This window comes from Bacillus sp. ISL-4 (genome assembly GCF_018613275.1).
In the GTDB taxonomy this organism is placed as follows: Bacteria; Bacillota; Bacilli; order Bacillales; family DSM-1321; genus Peribacillus; species Peribacillus simplex_E.
This window is the reverse complement of the sequence record NZ_JAGGQN010000043.1, coordinates 31,724-54,127: the sequence shown is the minus strand read 5'-3', so window position 1 is coordinate 54,127 and position 22,404 is coordinate 31,724. Positions and strand designations below refer to the sequence as shown.

Below are 22,404 nucleotides of genomic sequence, written 5' to 3'. Positions count from 1 at the left end.
CCTACCAGAATATTTAGTTAACTATGATTTTAACTCTACACGTTTAATTTCACCAACAAGGAATAAATAGCTGCAAATCGCGACAAGAGCATTGGCACATACGAAGACTAGCGCACCATTAAATGATCCTGTCGTGGCAATGATGTATCCGATGATAATCGGTGTTGTAATGCCTGCAATGTTACCGAATGTATTGAAAAGCCCGCCACTGACACCGGACATTTCCTTTGGTGAGGTATCGGCCACTACCGCCCAGCCGAGTGCCCCAAATCCTTTACCGAAAAATGCTAGGGCCATAACGAATATAACCACCCATTCCGTATCTACATAGTTTGCAGCTACCAAGCTCATCGATAGAAGCATCCCAACAACAATTGGCAATTTTCGGGCGACAGTCAATGAGAATCCCTTCCGTAACAAGAAATCCGAGAATGTCCCTCCGAGAATGCCGCCAAAAAATCCACAAATGGCTGGAAGGGAAGCGACGAGTCCAACTTCAAGAATGGTCATGCCTCTTTCTTGTACAAGGTACACAGGAAACCATGTAAGGAAAAAGTACGTTAACGTTGTAATGCAATATTGTCCGAGATAAACACCTAACAGCATACGGTTTGATAAAAGCTGCTTAATATTATTCCAGTTGACGCCTTTCTTTTCCTCCTTATTTGTAGTGGTTTGATCCATATTGATCAAAGCGCCGCCTGCTTCGATATATTCAAGCTCAGCTTTGTTGATGCGCGGATGTTCCTTTGGGCCATATATCGTTTTCAGCCAGAAGAAAGCGACGATGATTCCCAAGGCGCCCATAAAGAAGAAGACGTATTCCCAACCAAATTTATACGTAATGTAACCCATGATCGGTGCAAAGAGAACGGTTGCAAAATACTGGGCTGAATTGAAAGTGGCAGCCGCGGTTCCGCGTTCATGGCTTGGGAACCAGGTAGCAACGATGCGGCTGTTGGCCGGGAAGGAAGGAGCCTCTGCCAATCCAACTAAAAAACGCAGTCCGAACAATATTATGACAGCCGTTCCGGCAGAATCGAGAAATCCGATAAATCCTTGTAAAAGCGTAAAGGTAGACCATAGCGTGATACTCCAAAAGTAAACTCTTTTTGAACCAAAGCGGTCCAAAAGCCATCCACCCGGAATTTGACCAGCTACGTAAGACCATGCAAAAGCGGAGAAAACATAGCCCATCATGACTGAATCGAGACCAAGCTGACCAGACATGTCCGTACCTGCGATTGATAGCGTCGCACGATCTGCATAATTCAGAGCAGTAACCAAAAAGAGCATGAAGACAATGAACCATCGTGTCCGTGTTTTTTTCTGGGCATTTGGCAGTTTAGGAGATGCTTGAAAAACTTTTTCTTCAGCGTTCATATACTCACTTCCTTAAACGTATTTAATTATATTTTTCAGTTGATACCGCTTACAATGTTGCCGCTTCTCCCTTCGTGAAAATTCTTAATATTTAGTTTTGTCCAATGGTAAGACAAATAAAATTGTTTGTCAATGGCTTTTTTTTAATAAATCGTTTTTCATTTTTAGCACCTTAATTATCGTGTTTTTTTGTATATATTAGAAGCGAAATTATTGTGGGATGAGGCGATGCTTGATTTTTCAGAAAATAAAAAAAATACGATTGACCAGACGGTATATTTGTCTTACAATAAAACAATAATACACAAGGAGGAATAGAAAATGAATAAAATTCGCAAGGCGCCTAAAGGGATTCTCGGATTTCCCGTAGCACCATTTACAACGAGTAATAAGCTTGATGAACAAGCACTTGCCCGTAATATCCAATTTTTACTAGATGAAGGACTCGAGGCTATTTTCGTAGCATGTGCAGCAGCGGAATATCCATCGTTAAGTAAAGAGGAATATGAAGCGATGGTAGAGGTAGCCGTATCCGTTACGGCTGGAAAAGTCCCTGTATACACAGGGGTAGGCGGGAATATTCAAACGTCCCTGGAACTTGCCAGAATATCAGCGGATAGAGGGGCAGACGGATATTTAATATTACCTCCATATCTTGTTACTGGAGAACAGGCAGGTCTGGCGGCTTATTTCAAAGCTATCGCAGAGAGTACAGACTTAAATTCCATAGTATATCAGCGTGATAATGTTTCACTTTCAATTTCAACTTTGGAAGCGCTTGCTGAGGTCCCACAGGTGGTCGGCGTCAAAGACGGGCTAGGCAATATGGAGTTAAATGGACTCCTTACACAAACGTTCGGAAAGCGTTTCGGCTGGCTGAACGGAATGCCGCTTGCGGAAGTGACCATGTCGGCCTACGTTCCACTTGGCTTTGACTCTTACTCATCCGCGATATCCAATTACATCCCGCACATCTCACGGAAATTCTATAATGGCATTTTGAGCGGAGATCAAGAAACGGTCAAAGAAATTTACCAACAGGTCATCATGCCAATCAACAATATTCGTCGTCAGCGAAAAGGGTATGCCGTTTCTCTCATTAAAGCAGGTATGGAGATTATGGGAATGCCGGTTGGGCAAACAGTCAGATTACCAATTCTTCCGGTGGAAAAAGAACATTATGCAGAAATGCAATCGATATTAGAGAATGCTTTAGATCGTTTTCCAAAAGAAACACCAATTCAATCAATCTAATAAGGGCGGGATTATATATGATAACTACAGTTCAAACAAAAACGTATCTTAACTATATTAACGGTGAATGGGTTACTTCTATCTCAAATGAAGTTGAAAAAAGTTTAAACCCGGCAGATAATCAGGCAATTGTCGGATTTGTACAGAAATCAGCCAAGGAAGATTTGAACCTGGCTGTGGAAGCGGCGAAAAAGGCGAAAGACAAATGGCGCAAACTAGCTGGTTCAGAGCGCGGGGAGTATCTATATAAAGTAGCGCATATTCTTGAAAAGCGGATTGATGAAATCGCAGAATGTGCAACACGTGAAATGGGTAAGACCTTTGCAGAAACAAAAGGGGAAACGGCACGCGGTATTGCGATCCTGAAATACTATGCAGGAGAAGGAATGCGTAAAGTGGGGGATGTCATTCCATCCACCGACAGTTCAGCGCTTATGTTCACGACGCGCGTCCCGCTTGGTGTAGTGGGCGTCATTACACCTTGGAATTTCCCAATCGCCATCCCGATCTGGAAGATGGCTCCTGCTCTCGTTTATGGGAATACGATTGTGGTGAAGCCAGCCACCGAGACGGCCATCACCTGTGCGAAGATCATGGAGTGTTTTGAAGAAGCTGGTTTACCGGCGGGTGTTATCAATATGGTCACAGGGCCGGGCAGTGTCATCGGGCAGGGCATCGCCGATCACGAAGATGTAAACGGCATTACCTTTACCGGCTCAAACGGCGTTGGAAAAAGGATTGGACAAGCGGCGTTAGCACGAGGAGCGAAATACCAGCTTGAAATGGGCGGGAAAAACCCGGTAATCGTTGCAGCGGATGCGGATCTTAATCTGGCTGTAGAAGCAGTCATTACAGGCGCGTTTCGTTCGACGGGGCAAAAATGTACCGCGACAAGCCGTGTCATCGTTGCAGCTGAAGTTTATGAAGAGTTCAAGCAGTTGCTGGTGAAAGAAACGAAAGGCATTTCCATCGGGGATGGATTGGACAGCGGGACATGGATGGGACCATGCGCTAGCGAAAATCAATTAAAAACGGTTCTTTCCTATATCGAAAAAGGAGTCGAGGAAGGCGCTACACTTCTAACTGGCGGAAAGCGTGCTGAAGAAGGCACTCAGGCTAATGGCTTTTATGTAGAGCCTACGATCTTTGATAACTGCACGTCAGATATGGCAATTGTACAGGAAGAAATTTTTGGTCCGGTGATTGCTTTATTGAAAGCTGAATCAGTCGAAGAAGCCCTGCAACTTGCGAACAGCGTCGAATACGGCCTGAGTGCTTCGATTTTTACTGCCAATATCCAACATTTGCTTTCATTTGTTAACGATATGGAAGCCGGATTGATCAGGGTCAACGCTGAGAGCGCAGGCGTTGAATTGCAGGCACCATTTGGCGGCATGAAAAACTCCAGCTCCCACTCCAGGGAACAAGGAGAAGCAGCAAAAGAGTTTTTTACATCCATTAAAACGGTGTTTGTAAAATAATATAATGTGAATGCGGTCAATAGATAACGTTTCGAATGAATGATTAGAGTACTTATGAGGTTAATAAATCTGGAAGGAAGTTAAATAATGAATTCGCACGGATCGCCAATTATTACAGATATGAAGGTTATTCCAGTAGCAGGCTATGATAGTGCCCTACTCACACTAAGTGGCTGTCATGCTCCTTATTTTACTCGTAATATTGTTATTTTAGAAGATGAAACGGGGAATACAGGTATCGGTGAGATTCATGGCGGCGATGATATTACTAGAATGATAGAAAGTTATCGTCCATTTGTAGTAGGACAAGAGATTGCCAATTATAGAGGCTGTATTACTGCCATACGTAAAGGTGGTTTGAGTATAAAAGGTGACTCTGGTGAAGGGCTGCAAGGATTAAATTTAGCCAATTTAAAATTTGTTGTGCAAGCGGAAGCTGCTGTTGAATGCGCCATGATGGACTTGCTTGGTAAATTTGTTAATAAACCAATTGCAGCATTACTTGGCGATGGAGGTATTCAACGGACAGAAGTTCCTTTCTTAGCCTATTTATTCTATATCGCGGATATGGAAAAACTCGATCTTAATTATTCACGTGAAACACAATTTAAGGATGATTGGGATCGCGTTAGACGAATTGAAACATTAACAGCTGAAGGAATTGTCGCTCAAGCAAAAGCAGCTGAAGACCGTTATGGATTTAAGAGTTTCAAATTAAAAGGTGGAGTGCTTCGTGGAGAAGAAGAAATGGAAGCGATTCAAGCTTTACATGAAGCATTCCCTGATTCAAGAATTAATCTTGATCCAAATGGTGCATGGTCATTGGAAGAAGCCATTAAGCTTTGCAAAGGTAAAGGAGATATACTTGCCTATATTGAAGATCCGTGTGGTCCTGAAGCGGGATTCTCTAGCCGTGAAATAATGGCTGAATTCAAGATTGCCACCGGTCTGCCTGTAGCTACAAATATGATTGCGACAAATTGGCGTCAATTCCATCATGCAGCAGCACTTAGAGCAGTCGATATTGTGTTAGCTGACCCTCATTTCTGGACATTGAATGGCAGTATCCGTATGGCACATGTATTAAACGATTGGGGCTTAACATGGGGGTCGCATTCCAATAACCACTTTGATATTACCTTGGCGGCATTTACACAAGTAGCAGCTGCTGCGCCAGGAAATATTTCACCAATCGATACACACTATATTTGGCAAGATGGCCAAGAATTATGTGATGATCCATTACAAATTATAGATGGAATGATTAAACTGCCTGATAAACCAGGTTTAGGTGTAGAAATAAATATGGATAAAGTGATGAAAGCAAATGAATTATATCGCAGTCTGCCATATCATGATCGTGATGATTCAACTTCTATGCAGTATCTAATTAAAGAGTGGCAATATAACTCTAAGAAACCATGTATGGTGAGATAAACTTTTCGATTTAAATGAAGGGTAATTACCATGAGTAAAAGAATGGATATCTCAATCTATTAAAGATGAAAATATTAACATTCTACTCATGGTAGTTGCTAAAAATACATGAATTGTAAGCCCTTACTTTATTACAATTCTTTGAGAAAAAATAAAAGGTATTAAACTGAAATCATTTTTCTGAAAATCAAGAAAAAAAGGAGGAAGCTTATGAACAGTAGCGGTGCTCAACGCATCAGCAATGAGACTGAACATCCTAAAAAAACCAATGTGCGTTTTACGATACTTGCAATGTTATTTATCGTGACCGTCATTAATTATATTGACCGTTCTGCTTTGGGTATAGCTGCTCCAGTAATGAAAGAGGACCTAGCTTTCGATGCAGTGAAATTAGGTGTTGCTTTTTCAGCCTTTAACTGGGCATATACTGCATTTAACATTCCAGGAGGTTGGTTATTAGATAGATATGGAGCACGTAAAGTTTATGGTGTTGCTTTATTATTATGGTCCACATTTACCTTTTTTCAAGGATTTATCAGCACCTTACTTGGATTATTCATTTTAAGATTCTTGGTTGGTATTACTGAAGCTCCATCTTTTCCAGGGAATAGCAGATTGACGACGATGTGGTTTCCACAACATGAACGCGGACGGGCGGTATCGATTTATAACTCTGCACAATATTTTGGATTAGCACTTTTCACGCCAGTCATGGCATGGATATTACAAGAGTTTGGCTGGCACGATGTTTTCTTTGTTGCAGGAGGATTAGGTATCTTTGTAGCCATTTTATGGTTTGCATTTGTACGTGAACCATACAACCATCCACGTGTAAATCAAGCAGAAATCGATTATATTAATTCAGGTGGCGGGTTAGCAAATAAAGAAGAAAAAAGAAAAGTGAACTGGTCTGATATCCGTCTTTTGTTGTCAAACAGACAAATGGTCGGAATTTATATTGGTCAGTATGCGTTGAATACAATTGTTTGGTTTTTCTTAACGTGGTTCCCTACATATCTCGTAACAGAGAAGGGTTTATCTCTAATTCAAACAGGTTTTGCAGCATCGGTACCTTATATAGGAGCCTTTTTTGGAGGTATCGTTGGCGGGATCATGTCCGACAGATTATTGAAAAAAGGAAAATCGCTCGCTGTTGCACGTAAAACACCGATCATCACTGGGTTTCTTTTATCCAGCACTATCGTATTAGCTAACTTCACTTCAAATATTTTTCTTCTTATCCTAATCATGTCCATTGCCTTTTTCGCAAAAGGTTTGGCAGGTCTTACATGGTCTCTTGTCGGTGATATGGCACCAAAAGAACTTATTGGTTTAACTGGCGGTATTTTTAATACCATTGGGAATATCGCAGGTATTGTAACACCACTTGTCATTGGCTTTATTTTAGCCAAAACAAATTCCTTTAGCGGTGCCCTGATCTTTGTTGCAAGTGTATTGTTCGTAGGAGCTCTATCCTACATTTTCATAGTGAATAAACCTGAAAGAATCGTATTAATAGATAAAAATTAACAGAAGAAAAGAAAACGAACTTTTGAAAAATGAAGATCCCCAATAGCATAAGGAATCTAATTGAAGCCATTTAAAAAAGCAACATTTATATCTATAACAGACAAGTATGCTAGCTTTATTATATTGAAAGGGTTGGTAAAGTGGATACAAAAACGCAACTGACGGAGGTACCGCTTTATATTAAGGTTAATAGGATGGACAATGTCGCCATCGTGGTTAATAAGGGGGGCTTGGATCAAGGAACCGTTTTCCCTTGTGGGCTTGAATTGAAAGAAAGAGTACCACAAGGCCACAAAGTGGCTTTAATGGATATAGTCGAGAATGAAGCCATCATCCGCTATGGGGAAGTTATCGGTTATGCGGCTGAATCAATCAGTAAGGGCTGTTGGATTGACGAGTCACTGGTGATGCTTCCGGCTTCTCCGGATTTAAAGAAATTGCCGGTAGCAAATGATATACCCAAAACTTTACCCCCGCTTGAGGGATATACATTTCAAGGATTCCGCAATGAAGATGGCAGTGTTGGAACCAAGAATATATTAGGCATTACAACAAGCGTTCAATGTGTAGTAGGCGTGCTGGATTTCGTCGTGAACCGGATAAAAAAAGAGCTTCTCCCGAAGTATCCCAATGTTGATGATGTTGTCGCCATAAATCACAACTATGGGTGCGGAGTCGCAATCAATGCACCTGAAGCGGTTATTCCCATTCGCACGATACAGAACCTTGCGAAACACCCGAATTTCGGCGGGGAAGCCTTGGTAGTTGGATTGGGGTGTGAAAAACTGTCTCCAATGAGAATAAATCCAAGCGGGGACGATTCAGATATCATTTCACTTCAGGATCAGCAGGGATTTGCGGGAATGGTCCAATCCATTATGGAAATGGCCGAGGAACGTTTAATCAAGTTGAACCGCAGGCAGCGGGAGACGTTTCCGGTTTCCGAATTAGTCATCGGCACGCAGTGTGGAGGAAGTGATGCATTTTCTGGTGTGACAGCTAACCCTGCAGTGGGATATGCTACAGATCTGTTAGTTAGGGCAGGGGCAACCGTTTTATTTTCTGAAGTCACAGAAGTACGGGATGCGATTCATCTATTGACGCCCCGTGCAGTGAATGAAGAAGTAGGGAGAGCGTTAATAAAGGAAATGGACTGGTATGATAACTACCTTGCTTTAGGTGATGCCGATCGAAGTGCCAATCCGTCGCCAGGAAACAAAAAAGGCGGATTGGCCAATGTAGTGGAAAAATCATTAGGCTCCATTGCCAAATCCGGAGGCAGCCCCATTTCAGGCGTACTGGCTCCAGGTGAAAAAGCAACGGAAAAAGGGCTGATTTTTGCAGCTACACCAGCTAGTGACTTTGTTTGCGGAACGCTGCAGCTCGCTTCCGGCATGCACCTTCAAGTTTTTACAACTGGAAGGGGCACACCTTATAATCTGGCAATGGCTTCCGTCATCAAAGTATCTACACGAAATACATTGACCGAGCAATGGAAAGATCTGATTGATATAAATGCAGGAACTATCGCTACAGGTGAGGCAACCATAGAGGATATCGGGTGGGAAATATTTCACCTCATTTTGGAAGTGGCCAGCGGTAAAAAGAAAACCTGGGCAGAGCATTGGGGCCTGCATAATGATTTGGCACTGTTCAATCCTGCGCCAATTACCTAATAATGATTTACTAAGAAGGACTTCCTTTTAAAGGGGGGCCTTTTTTTTGTTGGTCCAATTTTTAAAGCCGTCATTATTTTTCCTTCAGAAAAGAGGACCGCCTAACTTTTAGTTGAAGTTATTAATGAAAGATTGGTTTCCATCATGACGAAAAAAAGGGCGATTCTGAACAGGAGGGATATTATGGTCACATTCAGGAATGCGACAGTAAAAGACTTAAGTAAAATAGTACGGATGCTGGCGGATGATGTATTGGGGAGGGAAAGGGAACGCTATGAAAATCCCCTTCCTGAAAGCTATCTAAAAGCATTTGCATCCATTGATGCAGATGAGAATAATGAATTGATCGTAGCATGTATTGGTGAGGAAATCGTTGGGGTGCAGCAAATCACGTTCACTCCATATATTACCCATCAAGGCGGTTGGAGAGCAACGATCGAAGGGGTTCGGACGGCATCTTCAGAACGAGGGAAAGGCATTGGAAGCAAATTGATTCAATATGCGATTGACCGTGCCAGGAAGCGGGGCTGCCATATCATTCAGCTGACGACCGATAAAAAGCGGGAAGAAACGCTGCGATTTTATGAACGTTTAGGATTTAAAGCCACTCATGAAGGCATGAAAATGAAGCTTTAATTCACCGTCTTTTGACCCCTTTTTCTGTGCACAACAATTCGTCTGGTATTATATGTTAAAATTATTTGTGAGATATTACTAGATGTGCAGGATCTGATGAAAGGGTGTGCTCGATGAAAAACGAAGCATGTATTCAGAGGAGGTACGGTGTAATTAGTTTTACTTCATTCATCATTGGAATCATTTGCTTTTTTACTGTTTTTATTACACCTATTAGAATGGCAAATATCGGGGGCATGACTGGTGATTATATAACTTTTTTCCTTACGATTGCAGGCATCGTCCTCTCTGTCATAGGAATTTTGAAGAAAACGGAGAAAAAAGTAATCCCGATCATTTCTTTGGTTTTTTCCTCGTCTTTCTTTATATTTTGGGTTATCGTCATCACTTTGTTGTTAACTGGGGAAATAGAATTGCCCCGTAGATCAATAAGATAAAAGGATTGAACCAGAATGGTTATGAAGCTTCTTGGGAGATAGATCTGACAAAAGGTGGTTTTTCAATGATAAGAGGTTTATATGAAGCACATTTACCGGTTCGTGATTTGAAACGTTCCATTGAATTCTATGAGGGGCTTGGTTTGCAGTTAGATCATAAGGTTGAAGACAACCTGGCTTTTCTATGGATTGAAAAGGACAAAAGTTGGTTAGGGCTTTGGGAAACGGAAAAAGTGGAGGTTGAGTATCATCCCTCCCTACGGCATATCGCTTTTCAAGTTTCATTGGAAGATCTAAAGAGCTCAGTCGCATGGCTTGAAGATAGAGGCTATGCGCCAAGAGAGGCTTTTGGATTTAAACCAATTGAACCTTTCGTGATGCCTCACGGGGAATACGCCCACGCTAAAATTCACTTTAATGATCCAGACGGAAACAGTTTGGAGTTTATTAGTAAATTGGAGAACCCCCAAAAAATCAAGAATCGTATGTATTTAAGTGAATGGGAACAGATAAATAAATACAGAAGTAAAAAAAGCGAATGACAGATGGGCGGAAATTCAAGAATAATAATCATTCATATAAGTTTTATGTCAGAGCGGAATGGAGAATCATAGAATGAATGTCAAAGCGGAATTATATTGGAATGAATTTTGGCAGGGGAAAGATGAAGAAAAACCCCAGGCAGTCAGTGCATGGCAATTCGGGTCTGATCCCGATCATTTGGCTCAATTAGTGATGGATGGGATAAAAACGGCTACGTGCTCTGGGTATGTTTTTTATGAAGAGGAAAATGAACCATTACCATCCGTGGGTGATTACAGCATTATTTTAAGTAGTGAGGATGAGCCCTTAGCCATCATCCAAACAGTGAAAGTCGAAGTATTGCCCATGAATGAAGTGAGTGAAGAGTTTGCGATTGCAGAGGGGGAAGGAGATCGAACATATACATACTGGTGGGATGCTCATGAAAAATGGCTGAAAAAACATTTGGACAAAATCGGCCAAACCTTTAAAGAAGATATGCTGCTGGTTTGTGAGCGTATTGAATTGATACATGTAAAGTGAATGCAGATGGTTCTTACGGAAGTGAGCAATAAGTGTATTAATAGAGTTTTACTTGTTATGATTGGTTTCTTCAAAAGGATAATCAACAACGTATAATAACCTTCGATTTTAATAAGGGGCAAGATAGGTTTTCATGTAAATGCTTGCCCTTGTCCACCATTCAATCCCTCGTCAAAGCGAATACCCAAATGATCACTAAACTAAATGGTCTGTTAATATCTAATTAGGAGGTGTTTAGATGAAATTAAAGAGCTTCATAGTTACCTTTGGTTCATTTGTATTGACGACAGGAATGCTTTATCTGGTTGGTCATATGTTTACTATTCCTTGGTTAATGTTCCATCACGAATATACAGTGAACGGAAACGGCTTCTTCATTTCAGCTGGTTCGTTGGTTCCACTAATTATCGGTCTGATTGTATGCTTTTTTGCAGAAAAGATTTATATTTACAAGTTCCGATAAAAACTTGGTTGATAATGCCAAGTTTTTTACGCTCTTAATTTAGGAATGTTTGTAAAATTTACTCGCTGACAGGAAGCGAGAAGCAAATCTTTTAGGCGTTCTTGAAAAGGCATTTTTTTATTCAACTCAAGAAATTGGTGCCAGAAAAGGTAATTATCAAGGTACTTAGTGGTTACTCCTTTAAAATGGTCCATCCACTTTTTTAAACGTTTGTGGTAGCCATTTACGTGCTGGATATGATAAATACATTTTCTTACATAGACCTTTTCACTTACGTTAATAGGTTCGTGCTGAAGACCTTTCATTATGGCGAATTTCTTATAGTTAGTGGCTGTATCAGTGCAAAGCAAAGCAGAGGTGTCGATGTGGCTTCCTAACACCTTGTCCAACTCAACAGCAGTAACTCGTCCTTTTCCTGCCATTTGGGAGAGAATTTGACCGTTTCTATCGTGTGCAACGACTACGCAGATTCTTTGGAAATACCACGTTTTTTCGCCACTCCTCCACTTTTTCGAGGTTTTCTACGAGTAATATTTTTCTTGCCCTTTTTGTTCCTAAGAAGAAAGCTTCATCACTCTCAATGCTATCTTTTAAGTGCTGATGACCAAGTGAGCGAATAGCATAAAAGATTTTATGCCGCCAATAGAGTGCGGTGGATATGTGTATATCCAGGGTTTCTGCTATTTTTATATAGTATGATTCCAATAGCAACAATCTATACGAAAACAGCTTTGAAGAATGACTGAGGCGATGAATATAAAGTTAAAGCGTTCAGTGATTTGCTATAATGGGTCATTGGATAAAAAAACTTATAGAAAGATAGGTATTTGCATGAAAAAGAAACTGATATTCATTGGATTGGGAATCCTGGTTGTTTTCCTGCTATTGCTTGGTACGTATAAATTAATGAATTCGAGAACATATCAGGTATTCGGAGGATTGACGGATAATGTCGAGACGAATGAAAAAGTGGTCGCTTTGACTTTTGATGATGGCCCATCGAAAAATGTGAATCAGATCCTTCCGTTATTGGCTAAATACAATGTAAAAGCTACATTCTTCCTGATTGGTAACGAAATCGAAAAGTACCCAGAGGAAGCGGGAAAAATAGCGGAAGCAGGACATCAGATCGGGAATCACACGTATTCCCACAAGCGAATGGTTTTTAAATCGCCTTCTTTTATCAAGGCGGAAATCGAGAAAACGGATAAATTAATTCAGAACTCCGGATATAAGGGTGAAATTGACGTCCGGCCACCAAACGGGAAAAAAATCATAGGTTTGCCTTATTATTTAAATGAAAATGATAGAGAGACCATTACCTGGAATCTGGAACCAGATAGCTATTACACTTCCGCTTCAGACAAAGTGAAGTATGTGAAGGAAAATATCAAACCAGGTTCGATCATCCTGATGCATCCGATGTATGATAATACGGGTAAAGAACTTCAAGCGATTGAAGGGATCTTACAAGAGTTAACGAACGAAGGGTATACATTTGTAACGGTCAATGAACTTCAAGAAATGTAATTTCAAAAAAATCGGGTTGCTGCGGCAGCCCTTTTTTATTTGATAATACAGAATAGTACAAAACGTGGGCTGCATATTGTTTCTTAACGGAATTCGTTATATGGGCATGCATTCGCATGAATTATTCCTTAGTGTTAATAAAGCTATTTAAAATGGGGCTGGTTACTTGTATCGAAATAAATATACCGCTCTGATCATCATTTTGTGTTTCCTGTTATTCCTATTTCTTGTCTTGCTCCTTTTTCGCCACATCACGGTATACTTCGTTTATAGCTCGGGCATCGGCCCGTTATTGTTTATCGGGGTAATGGTTTTGGGTATCGTTATGCTTTTTTTCAAGGGATATAAATAATCGAGTTTCTTCATTTTTTTAGGTTTGTGCAATTTGAACGTTGATTGGAACGTAGGGCACTCGCTTTTCCCGCAGGAGTCTCGTAGTTTTAAAATTTAGATAGAACTCCTTTTGTCTAAAAACTGGAGGCTGCTGCGGCAGCCTTTTTTATGTGGAAAAAAGTTCTCCGCATCGAGAGATATATAAAAATATAAAAATCAATAAAAAATTAACACTCCAACATTAGTAATATATGGTAATATTTGAAATGGAATTATTTTCTTATAAATTATATTCAGGGGTGATTTGTACGTGGAGTTTTTTACTAAGTGGTCATTTAAGAACAAGGCTGCCGTATCATTGGTAACCATATTTATTTTGTTGATAGGAGTTTTCAGTTATTTTAAACTGCCGATGGAATTTTTACCATCTGCTGATAATCCTCAAGTTACGATTATCACAATGGGGCAGGGCACCGATTCGAAAACGATGGAAGCACAAGTTACAGATCCGATTGAAAGAGCAGTCACTGGAGTTAAGGGAAAGAGCTCAATATACTCCACAACGGGAGATGGATTTTCAAAAGTAGATCTATTCTTTGAAGCCGGATCGGATATGAAACAAGCGAAACTTGATGTTCAAGAGGCTTTAGGCAGTGTAGCATTGCCACAAAGCATGACTAAGCCTACTGTTACACAGTTAAATACATCTATGATTCCCATTTCATTTGTTTCCGTTACTTTTAAGGATGGATTAACAGCTGAAAATATAGACTTTACCAAGAAAGAATTAGAGCCTCTGTATAAAGATATTAAAGGGGTTTCGGATATACAGACATTTGGAGTTTCCCAATCCGTTCTTTCAGTCAAAGTGGATAATGAAGAATTGGCTAAAAAGAAAGTCTCCATTCAAGATGTCATGAGCGTCCTTAACGGTCAAAATGCAGCTTTGGCCGTAGGCGAAAAAGTGATTGATGGGAAGGCAAGTAACATCAAGGTTATCGGGGATTTAACAAGTATTGAAAAATTAAAAGCGTTAAAGGTCACTCCAAATGTCACACTTGGAGAGATAGCAAAAGTTGAAGAAGCGAAGGATGGCAACCTTATCAGTCGTTTTAACGGAAAGGAAAGCATTGATTTAAGCATTATCAAGGACAGTCAATCAAATGCTGTCACAATCAGTAAAGAGGTTGAAAAAGTAGCTAAAGAAATTAATGAAAAGTATAGTGACCAGAAATCGACCATTTATTTATCTACAGCTGATATGGTGGAGACTTCCGTTCAGACGATGGTAAAAGAGGTTCTGCTAGGTGCGCTATTCGCCACGATTGTAATCATGGTCTTTTTACGGAATGTACGATCTACATTCATTACAATCGTATCCATACCGCTATCTCTTGGCTTTACGTTATTTTTGCTGTCATTGTCGGGAGTGACGCTGAATATTTTGACGCTGGGCGGTGTCGCTGTAGCGATCGGGCGCTTGGTGGACGATAGTATTGTTGTTATTGAAAATATTTTCCGGAAAATGCAGCAGGAGAAGATTTCAATTGAATTGGTAATGGATGCAACTAAAGAAGTGGGAGTGGCGATAACAGCTTCAACCCTAACGACTGTAGCCGTTTTCTTGCCGGTTGCTTTATTGAATGGAGGGCTTCAAGAGTTTCTTCTTCCTTTCGCTTTGACTGTCACGTATTCTTTGCTGGCTTCTTTAATCGTGGCATTAACGGTCGTTCCGTTAATGAGTGCAGGATTGCTGAAAAGGACGGAGCTGCCAAAGCATCGCCCGGCCAAGCGTTTTACCAAGCTGGTTACTTGGTCACTGAACCATAAATGGGTTGTCTTGATTGTTGCTATGCTGTTGTTCGTCGGTTCCATTGGTACATATTTTGCCATGCCAAAAGGGGCGATTGATAATTCTTCAGCAGACTATGTCTCCGTGACATTAACTTATCCAAATGATCAGCCCTATGAAAAAGTGAAGGAAAAAGCGATTGAACTCGAAGAAACGATACAGGGTATGAGTGAAGTGGATAATATTTTCATGCAATTAGGCAACTCTGCCGAATCAGCACAATATGGCGAAGTCACATCACCTACAGAAGCGATTTTCGGCATCCTGGTAAAGGATAAAGCAAATGTAGATACGATCCTGAAAAAAATGGAAAAGGAACAGGAAAACTATCCTGATGCGAAGCTTACGGCCACCGCCTCTTCATTTATGATGGGGGCATCAAAGACGAACATTACGATAGATGTGATCGGCAGTAATGTTGAAGATTTGGAACTGACGGGCAATAAGGTCAAAGAAAGTATAAAGGATATTAAAGGAATTGAAGAAGTAACAACGAACCAAGACGAAAAGAAAACCATATATTCATTCAAGGTAGATCCGGCTAAAGGCAATACAGAACAAATAGGTCAACAATTAGGTATCATGCTAAATAAAACGCCTATCGGAAATATAATTTTACAGGATAAGCAGACACCTGTCGTCCTTGAACCAATTTTAGATCCTAAAAAACCAGAGGATTTAAAAAGCATTCCAATCATGACAGATGGCGGTCTAACCCCAGTGTCAAAGGTCGCTTCTTTAAAGAGCGAAGAAAGTGCAACAACGCAGTTCCATAAAGATGGGGAAACGTATCTTCAATTGACGGCAACGGTCGATCCGACTAAGCTTTCCGATATTGCTAGCAAAATAAATCTTGAGATATTTGGAGATAAAGAGAACAAAGGCCTTGTTATTCCGAATGATGTAGATATCCTAGTCGGGGGAGCCAGTGCTCAGCAAACAGACGATTTTTCCGATTTGTTCCTTACTATGTTAATATCAATCGGCATTGTCTTTTTAATCATGGTTATAACATTCAAATCGATCAAAGCACCGATCGCCATTCTATTTTCCTTGCCATTCGCTGCCATTGGAGCGGTATTAGGATTGGTTATCAGTCGAATTCCAGTCGATATTACAGCACTGCTGGGTGCTCTCATGTTAATTGGAATTGTTGTGACAAACGCGATTGTGCTTCTGGATCGAGTCAAACAAAACGAAGAAAAAATGATTATCCGTGATGCAATCGTCGAAGCGACAGCTACAAGATTCCGTCCAATCATTATGACGGCTGTAGCAACGATTTGTGCCATGCTGCCACTTTTATATAAAAAAGCGGAAACAGGAAGCTTGGTTTCACAAAGTTTAGCGATCGTTGTCATTGGCGGACTAGCTGTGTCTACACTGCTCACACTTATCGTCATTCCATGTATATACGAATTGCTGTACTATAAAAAATCGAAAAAACAGAGAAAGAAAAAGAGAGAACCCGTTAACGAACAAATCGAGATGTAATAATAAAAAGTTTGTAGAGAAAGCAACGCTTTCTTTACAAACTTTTTTTCTAAAATAGTACTTGTTTTTTCGTTTTTTTAAAATAATGGTTGACTTTCTTTTAACCTGTAACTAGAATGGTTACAGCGGAGGATGATACAATCGGCTGTGCAGTTACTAAATGCAATGTTCTTATATTAATATTTTTTTGGTCTGTATTGTAACTGATTCGATTACAAGTTTAGCCAATGATGAAAAGTGAGGGAATATATGATGACAGTGAAAATTAAAGCGTATTCTGATTTTATATGTCCATTTTGTTTTTTAGGTAAAGGTCCTTTGGACGAAATCGTGAAGGAAAAGGATGTAGAAGTGGAATGGATGCCATTTGAATTGCGTCCGAGTCCATATTCCAAAATTGATCCATGGAATGAACCCGATAAGTTGAATTCATGGGATTCTTACATTCTTCCTGCTGCGAAGAAACTAGGAGTGGATATGCGTTTACCCCGTGTCTCCCCGCATCCATATACACATTTGGCGTTCGAAGGGTGCCATTTTGCAAAGGAGCACGGAAAAGGGAACGAGTTCCACAACAGAGTCTTTACAGCATTTTTTCAAGAGGAACAAAATATTGAAGATATTGAAGTATTGACAAAATTAGCGGGTGAAGTTGAACTTCCCGTAGATGCCTTTAGAGAAGCATTAGTGTCACGAAAGTATCGGGAAGTGCACCAAGAAGCACTAAAACATGCTTATGAAGAAGCAGATATCAGGGCTGTCCCGACGTTTATTATTGGTGATGAAGTTATTCAAGGACTAGCCAGCAAAGAAAGGTTAGCGCAAGTCATTGAGAAGGAAGAAGCAAAAAATAAACGGAATGAATTTGATGGCTTGCAATGTGATGGTAAGGGAAATTGCTAAAAGCCATTTGAGGATTAAATGAAATTAAATAAATCATAATTTGGAGGAATAAAAATGTCAGCAACTACAACAAATTTAAAAGAAGCAATTATCAATCGTCGTTCCATCCGTAAGGTGAAAAAGAACGAAAATATTACAAAAGAAAGAATTAATGAAGTATTAAAAACGGCTTTACATGCACCAACTTCATTTAATATGCAAAGTGGACGAGTGGTGGTAGTGATGGATGACGAGCATGAAAAGTTCTGGGATATTGTAAAAGAAACACTTCGTTCCCGTGTTCCGGAAGAGAGCTTTGCGGCAACAGTAGAACGATTACAAGGATTTCGTGATGGAGTGGGTACCATTCTATTCTTTGAAAATCAAAAAACAATAGAACAAATGCAAGAAAAAGCACCCTCCTATAAAGAACAGTTTCCATATTGGTCCCATCAAGGAAATGCTATGCTTCAGTATGCAATATGGATGACTTTATCAGCGGAAGGTATAGGGGCATCTTTACAACATTATAATCCAATCATTGATGAAGAAGTGATGAAGACTTGGGATCTTCCAGGGGAATGGTCGTTGATAGCTCAAATGCCATTTGGTGAGCCGAATGAACAACCAGGAGATAAAACGTTCCTACCTTTCGAAGATATTGTGAAATTTTATTAATTCAAAGATTTAGGGTTGGGATACTAGATTAACCAAGAGCGCGTTTACTCTTAATGAGTAAAACGTGCTCTTTTTTTGAAGAAACGTTCCAGCAGCATTACAGATACAGGGAAGGTAAAGCGAAAATATTCGTTCCTGATATTCATCCTGCAAATAATAGCGGAGGTAAATAATTGACAATGAGAATCATTTTCATTTATAGTGAAGTGTGTAATGAAAGTAATTCTCAATTAGAAGGTGATATAGATGAAGGTATTCATTGGTTATGTCAGTTTATCCGGTAATACCGAGAAAATGGCTATAAACATAAAGAATAGAATGAAGGCTGTCGGCTGTGAAGTATATATGGAAAGATTGGATACTGTTGAAGTTGATGCATTAAAGGATTTTGATTTGGCCTTTATTGGTTTATATACATGGAATCTTGAAGATTTACCGTATGAAGCACACGAGTTTTATGAAGAAATGGACCAAGTGGACTTTGCTGGAGTGAAAGTCGCATTCTTTGGTGCCGGCGACTTGACCCATTCGAAACCTTGCGCCGCGATGGATATCCTTTCCGATAAAATGAAGCAATGTGGATTTGATGTTTATGATCGAGTATTGAAAATACACCATGAAAGCAGTACGTACGAACAATTAAGGAAAAGTGAAGACTTTGCAGAGCATGCCCTTATATGGGGAAGCAATAGGAAGAAGTGGAGATTCTTCATGTGGGATCGGATGCTAGGCAGCCCAAAATACCAAAAGTCAGCATTTTTGTTAAGGAGGGTCCTTGATGATTACCCAATTAAGTTCAAAGGCAGAAGCAAAAAAAGAGGAACTTATACAAGAACTTCTGAAATTAGGGATTTTTAAAAAATATAATAAGCAACTATACGAGCTTCCGATAGTTGTTTTACAGAAGGAATTCAATCACTTGAGAGGTGAATTAAAAAATGTCTAGGAGAAGGAAATCTTATACTGAACTGCTAAAAGAAAACCGCGAACTTCTGTTGCATGACAAAATGGAAGTGGAACGCATCTATACAAAAATCGACCAAAAAGCTATCAATGAAAAAAAGGGAAGTAAGCAAGTACAATCATGACTCGTTAAAAATGAAAACCGAAGACCATTGTTCGATTTCGGTTCAGTCGATAAAATGAGGTTCAGATGTTTTTTTGAGGGTTTATGAAATTTGAACGTTGATTTCCACTCTAGGCACTCGCTTTCCCCGCAGGAGTCTCGAACACCCGCTCCAATCAACTGGACTGTATTTAAAGAAAAAACTGTAGGAGGGTCTCATCCCGAACCATGATTTTAAAACAAGGCTAGATGATCCTTGATGTTATTTTACTGTAACCCCTATTGGATGAAGAAATTTGCGACACTCCTGCCGAAATAATGGCTAGCCGAGACCCCGGTGACGCTTGCTTTGAGGAGGCTTGGCAGACAGTCGGCGGAAAGGGAGCGGATTTCTGAAATCAACTGGCACGTCTTTTAGAAAACAACTGCATGTAAAACTCTACAGTCTGAACCGAAATCCTTTTGTTGATTTCGGTTTTTTCTTTTGGGTCTGTCATTGAAAGATGTTGATTCCATATTCAACAAACCGTGCAGATTATTTGAAAGAAGGAATTTTCCAGTTGATTGCCGAATAAAAATCCTTACGCAAAAAAACTTAGGGGGAGTTCCACAATGGAAAATGTAATAGATGGAATCAATCATTGGATAGGTTTTATACCTGAAGAGTTCAACCGGATGACAGAAAAAGAATTAAATCATCGACCAATGCCACACAAATGGTCCAAAAAAGAGATTTTAGGACATCTATGCGATTCTGCATTGAACAATATGAATAGGTTTATCAAGATTCAGTACGAAGAACAGCCATATGTTATACAATCATATAATCAAGACCAATGGGTATTAGTTCAGAATTATCAAGAGCGACCAATGGATGAGGTAGTTAACCTTTTTTGTGCTCTAAATAAGCAAATCATACATATAATAACGAATACACCAAATGATAGATTATCTAATCTTTGTGATATAGGAAATAATCAACAAAAATCATTGGAGTGGCTAATAAAAGATTATCTAGAACATATGGAACATCATTTTAACAATCAAATTCTAATTAAAAAATAGTGATCTATATAGGTCACTAATTTTTTAATTTATCCATTTTTCAGAGCCTTTCTTTAAAGGGAAATGGGAGATTATATCTTGTTAGATAAGAAGGGAAGATGTCATCGTTAAAATTCAGTACAGATATTAAAAGGCTTCATGAATCCTGATTGTAATACCTTTAGGCCTTTACAGTTTTTGTTTGAAGGTCTGACACATAATTACATCTTTTTTTCTTCTTAATTTTTCACTTTTCGCAACAGCTTGTCATGAAGTTTGGACAAGGTAAACAATACAAGGATAGAGCCGATTAATGTTAACGACATATCCCATTGTGCGTCCCAGATATCACCTTGTGTTCCTAAAAATTCTTTTGAAGTTTTTCCGCCTTTTGAAATGATGGCAGTTATCCATTCGATGATTTCATATAAGGCTCCAATGGCAAGAGCAAAACTTAAGGTAACAGCAAATAACCACGGTCCTTTTGTTAGTGGGGTTTTACGTATTACTATTTCTCTAATCACAATCGCAAATAAACCTTTTAGGAAATGCCCGAACCGATCATAATGGTTCCGGGTTAGATCGTAATGATCTTTTAGCCAATTAAATAAAGGGACTTTTGAGTACGTATAATGGGCCCCGATGAACATGGTGATTGAAAGAACGGCAATAATGAAATAGGATAATGTAGTGAGGCGGAATTTATTATATGTAGCAAGTACAAAAATCAGAAACACAACGGCAGGAAGTACTTCCATTGTCCATATCAAGTATCCTTCAGGCTTAATGACTGACCAAATAAAAACGGCAGTGACTAGCAATAGTAATATTAAATGAATCAGTATACTTTTGTTTCTTTCCAATTTTTTCACTCCATTAAATTTATCAGATGATAGAATCAAACAGTTTGTGTATGGATAAAATGCTTAATGCTTTCATTTAAATCATTAGCCGCTTTTGTAGGGATCTGATGCTTAGCATGATCAATGAATTTTAATTCCGTACACGGCAATTTTTCATGCAATAAATTAGCGTAATGATGCAATGGTTTATCTTTTTTACCATAGATCAGTAAAATGGGCAGGTTGATTTTCTCTAGCTGGTGGGTACAGTTATAATGCAAACTATAATGGTAATACTGCTCGATGTTTCTAGCATCTCCCTTTAGGGCTTCATTAAACATTTTGTAGAACAACTTTTCGGTATTTGAATTGCTCCATGAAATGGAAAGCGCAAGAATTGGAACTGCGTCTTTATTTGCAAGTGATATTCCTAAAGAAATCTTTTGATTTAAATATTTATCCCTCACTTCTGACATTCCACCTATTACAATGCCTCCTAGAGCCCTATCGGCACAGGTCAGCAAATATTCCAATACGATGGAGCCGCCGGTCGAGTATCCGCATATGATAGCTTTTTTTATTTTTAAATGATCCAACAGATGTTTGATATCTTCTATAATCAGGGGATAGGTTACTGGCAGTCTTGAATACTGACTTCTTCCGTGGCCCCTAATATCAAAAGTGATAACTTTGAACTCTTCGGATAATTTCTCCATTTGGTATTGGAAATTCACACTTGTCAGTACTGGAGGATGAATAAAAACAATAGGAACACCGTTTCCCTTAACAGAATAATACAAGCTAATACCTTCCACATCTAACATTGGCATGAATATTCACCTCAATAATCTTAAATCATTTTCCACTAGCACTGAAAATGAAATTCCCATTCGAAGAGTGCTAATATCTCTCCTGAAAGAATTTTCCCTTTAAAACGTATTTTTATAACTATTTGTTTCGGTTACAATCATCTTGAATTTTTTGGTTTTTTTTGAACAAGATATAAGAGTTCAAGAAATGAACAAAAATATATAAAATAAGGTGATTAAGATGAAGGCTAATATGAATAAAATTTTACCAGTTGTCGCTTCGGTCGGAGTAGGTATTGCTACTTATCAGATGTTGAGTGGAAATGGCGGGAAAATGAAAAATATGGTGCCGCTTGCCACTAACTTGATGGGCATGGGAACTGGGATGCAAGGGCAGAATCAACAACAGCCATAAAGTCACTAAAACAAAATAATCCCCTTTTGGGGATTATATTGTTTTAGACAAGAAAAGGGACCTCCATCATATAAGCTTAATGCACACTATGGATACT

General features: G+C 39.4%; 22 protein-coding genes and 1 pseudogene. 19 read left to right on the top strand and 4 right to left on the bottom strand.

The features are described 5' to 3' along the window. Nucleotides 1-21: 21 nt before the first annotated feature. On the bottom strand, nt 22-1,383 hold the full coding sequence (locus J7J00_RS22900) for an MFS transporter (protein ID WP_214794868.1): 1,362 nt from the start codon (nt 1,381-1,383) through the stop codon (nt 22-24). A 321-nt stretch (nt 1,384-1,704) separates the two neighbouring features. On the opposite strand from J7J00_RS22900, the gene kdgD reads away from it, so the two are divergent. The 10 genes from kdgD to J7J00_RS22850 all read left to right on the top strand — a co-directional run bounded on the left by kdgD (nt 1,705) and on the right by J7J00_RS22850 (nt 11,362). Then, nucleotides 1,705-2,637 (top strand): 5-dehydro-4-deoxyglucarate dehydratase, encoded by a 933-nt coding sequence (gene kdgD, locus J7J00_RS22895; protein WP_214794866.1) that lies wholly within the window; start codon nt 1,705-1,707, stop codon nt 2,635-2,637. A 17-nt stretch (nt 2,638-2,654) separates the two neighbouring features. Continuing rightward, nucleotides 2,655-4,118 carry an alpha-ketoglutaric semialdehyde dehydrogenase GucD gene (gene gucD, locus J7J00_RS22890; protein WP_214794864.1) on the top strand — a complete coding sequence of 488 codons (1,464 nt, stop codon included), beginning with the start codon at nt 2,655-2,657 and terminating at the stop codon, nt 4,116-4,118. An 87-nt stretch (nt 4,119-4,205) separates the two neighbouring features. Beyond that, complete coding sequence (locus J7J00_RS22885) at nt 4,206-5,555, top strand: glucarate dehydratase family protein (RefSeq protein ID WP_214794862.1); 1,350 nt, start codon at nt 4,206-4,208, stop codon at nt 5,553-5,555. A gap of 210 nt (nt 5,556-5,765) precedes the next feature. Beyond that, nucleotides 5,766-7,085, top strand: a complete 1,320-nt coding sequence (locus J7J00_RS22880) for an MFS transporter (protein WP_214794860.1) — start codon at nt 5,766-5,768, stop codon at nt 7,083-7,085. Nucleotides 7,086-7,225: 140 nt separating this feature from the next. Beyond that, complete coding sequence (gene garD / locus J7J00_RS22875; protein ID WP_214794858.1) at nt 7,226-8,761, top strand: galactarate dehydratase; 1,536 nt, start codon at nt 7,226-7,228, stop codon at nt 8,759-8,761. A 183-nt stretch (nt 8,762-8,944) separates the two neighbouring features. Continuing rightward, nucleotides 8,945-9,397: a GNAT family N-acetyltransferase gene (locus J7J00_RS22870; RefSeq protein WP_214794856.1), complete on the top strand. Its 453-nt coding sequence runs from the start codon at nt 8,945-8,947 to the stop codon at nt 9,395-9,397. Between the two features lie 113 nt (nt 9,398-9,510). Then, nucleotides 9,511-9,834, top strand: coding sequence for a hypothetical protein (locus tag J7J00_RS22865; protein ID WP_214794854.1), 324 nt, complete (start codon nt 9,511-9,513; stop codon nt 9,832-9,834). Between the two features lie 65 nt (nt 9,835-9,899). Next, nucleotides 9,900-10,376, top strand: coding sequence for a VOC family protein (locus tag J7J00_RS22860; RefSeq protein WP_214794852.1), 477 nt, complete (start codon nt 9,900-9,902; stop codon nt 10,374-10,376). A 73-nt stretch (nt 10,377-10,449) separates the two neighbouring features. Next, nucleotides 10,450-10,899, top strand: coding sequence for an ASCH domain-containing protein (locus J7J00_RS22855; protein WP_214794850.1), 450 nt, complete (start codon nt 10,450-10,452; stop codon nt 10,897-10,899). A 238-nt stretch (nt 10,900-11,137) separates the two neighbouring features. Continuing rightward, complete coding sequence (locus J7J00_RS22850; RefSeq protein ID WP_214794848.1) at nt 11,138-11,362, top strand: hypothetical protein; 225 nt, start codon at nt 11,138-11,140, stop codon at nt 11,360-11,362. 26 nt (nt 11,363-11,388) lie between these two features. Here J7J00_RS22850 and J7J00_RS22845 read toward each other — a convergent pair. Then, a pseudogene (locus tag J7J00_RS22845) lies at nt 11,389-12,052 on the bottom strand (IS1595 family transposase); the annotation flags it as partial. A gap of 141 nt (nt 12,053-12,193) precedes the next feature. Between J7J00_RS22845 and J7J00_RS22840 the strand changes: the two are divergent. From J7J00_RS22840 to J7J00_RS22805, 8 genes are all read left to right on the top strand, one after another. Beyond that, nucleotides 12,194-12,892 (top strand): polysaccharide deacetylase family protein, encoded by a 699-nt coding sequence (locus J7J00_RS22840; protein ID WP_214794948.1) that lies wholly within the window; start codon nt 12,194-12,196, stop codon nt 12,890-12,892. A 643-nt stretch (nt 12,893-13,535) separates the two neighbouring features. Further along, complete coding sequence (locus J7J00_RS22835; RefSeq protein WP_214794846.1) at nt 13,536-16,571, top strand: efflux RND transporter permease subunit; 3,036 nt, start codon at nt 13,536-13,538, stop codon at nt 16,569-16,571. Between the two features lie 252 nt (nt 16,572-16,823). Then, on the top strand, nt 16,824-17,474 hold the full coding sequence (locus J7J00_RS22830) for a DsbA family oxidoreductase (RefSeq protein ID WP_214794844.1): 651 nt from the start codon (nt 16,824-16,826) through the stop codon (nt 17,472-17,474). A 54-nt stretch (nt 17,475-17,528) separates the two neighbouring features. After that, nucleotides 17,529-18,131 (top strand): nitroreductase family protein, encoded by a 603-nt coding sequence (locus J7J00_RS22825; RefSeq protein ID WP_214794842.1) that lies wholly within the window; start codon nt 17,529-17,531, stop codon nt 18,129-18,131. A gap of 246 nt (nt 18,132-18,377) precedes the next feature. Beyond that, on the top strand, nt 18,378-18,989 hold the full coding sequence (locus tag J7J00_RS22820; RefSeq protein WP_214794841.1) for a flavodoxin domain-containing protein: 612 nt from the start codon (nt 18,378-18,380) through the stop codon (nt 18,987-18,989). Beyond that, nucleotides 18,910-19,077 (top strand): Fur-regulated basic protein FbpA, encoded by a 168-nt coding sequence (locus J7J00_RS28965; RefSeq protein ID WP_098372440.1) that lies wholly within the window; start codon nt 18,910-18,912, stop codon nt 19,075-19,077. The genes J7J00_RS22820 and J7J00_RS28965 overlap by 80 nt, the downstream gene beginning before the upstream one ends. Then, complete coding sequence (locus tag J7J00_RS22810) at nt 19,070-19,219, top strand: FbpB family small basic protein (protein WP_098372439.1); 150 nt, start codon at nt 19,070-19,072, stop codon at nt 19,217-19,219. The genes J7J00_RS28965 and J7J00_RS22810 overlap by 8 nt, the downstream gene beginning before the upstream one ends. A gap of 590 nt (nt 19,220-19,809) precedes the next feature. Beyond that, nucleotides 19,810-20,262 (top strand): DinB family protein, encoded by a 453-nt coding sequence (locus tag J7J00_RS22805; RefSeq protein WP_214794840.1) that lies wholly within the window; start codon nt 19,810-19,812, stop codon nt 20,260-20,262. Between the two features lie 218 nt (nt 20,263-20,480). Here J7J00_RS22805 and J7J00_RS22800 read toward each other — a convergent pair whose 3' ends face one another. Both J7J00_RS22800 and J7J00_RS22795 read right to left on the bottom strand, forming a co-directional pair. Continuing rightward, on the bottom strand, nt 20,481-21,113 hold the full coding sequence (locus tag J7J00_RS22800) for a DUF2238 domain-containing protein (protein WP_396020602.1): 633 nt from the start codon (nt 21,111-21,113) through the stop codon (nt 20,481-20,483). A 26-nt stretch (nt 21,114-21,139) separates the two neighbouring features. Beyond that, a complete protein-coding gene (locus tag J7J00_RS22795) occupies nt 21,140-21,913 on the bottom strand; it encodes an alpha/beta fold hydrolase (RefSeq protein WP_214794838.1) in 774 nt (257 codons plus the stop codon). Nucleotides 21,914-22,133: 220 nt separating this feature from the next. Here J7J00_RS22795 and J7J00_RS22790 point away from each other — a divergent pair, with 220 nt between their 5' ends. Next, on the top strand, nt 22,134-22,307 hold the full coding sequence (locus tag J7J00_RS22790; protein ID WP_185151391.1) for a hypothetical protein: 174 nt from the start codon (nt 22,134-22,136) through the stop codon (nt 22,305-22,307). Nucleotides 22,308-22,404 lie beyond the last annotated feature (97 nt).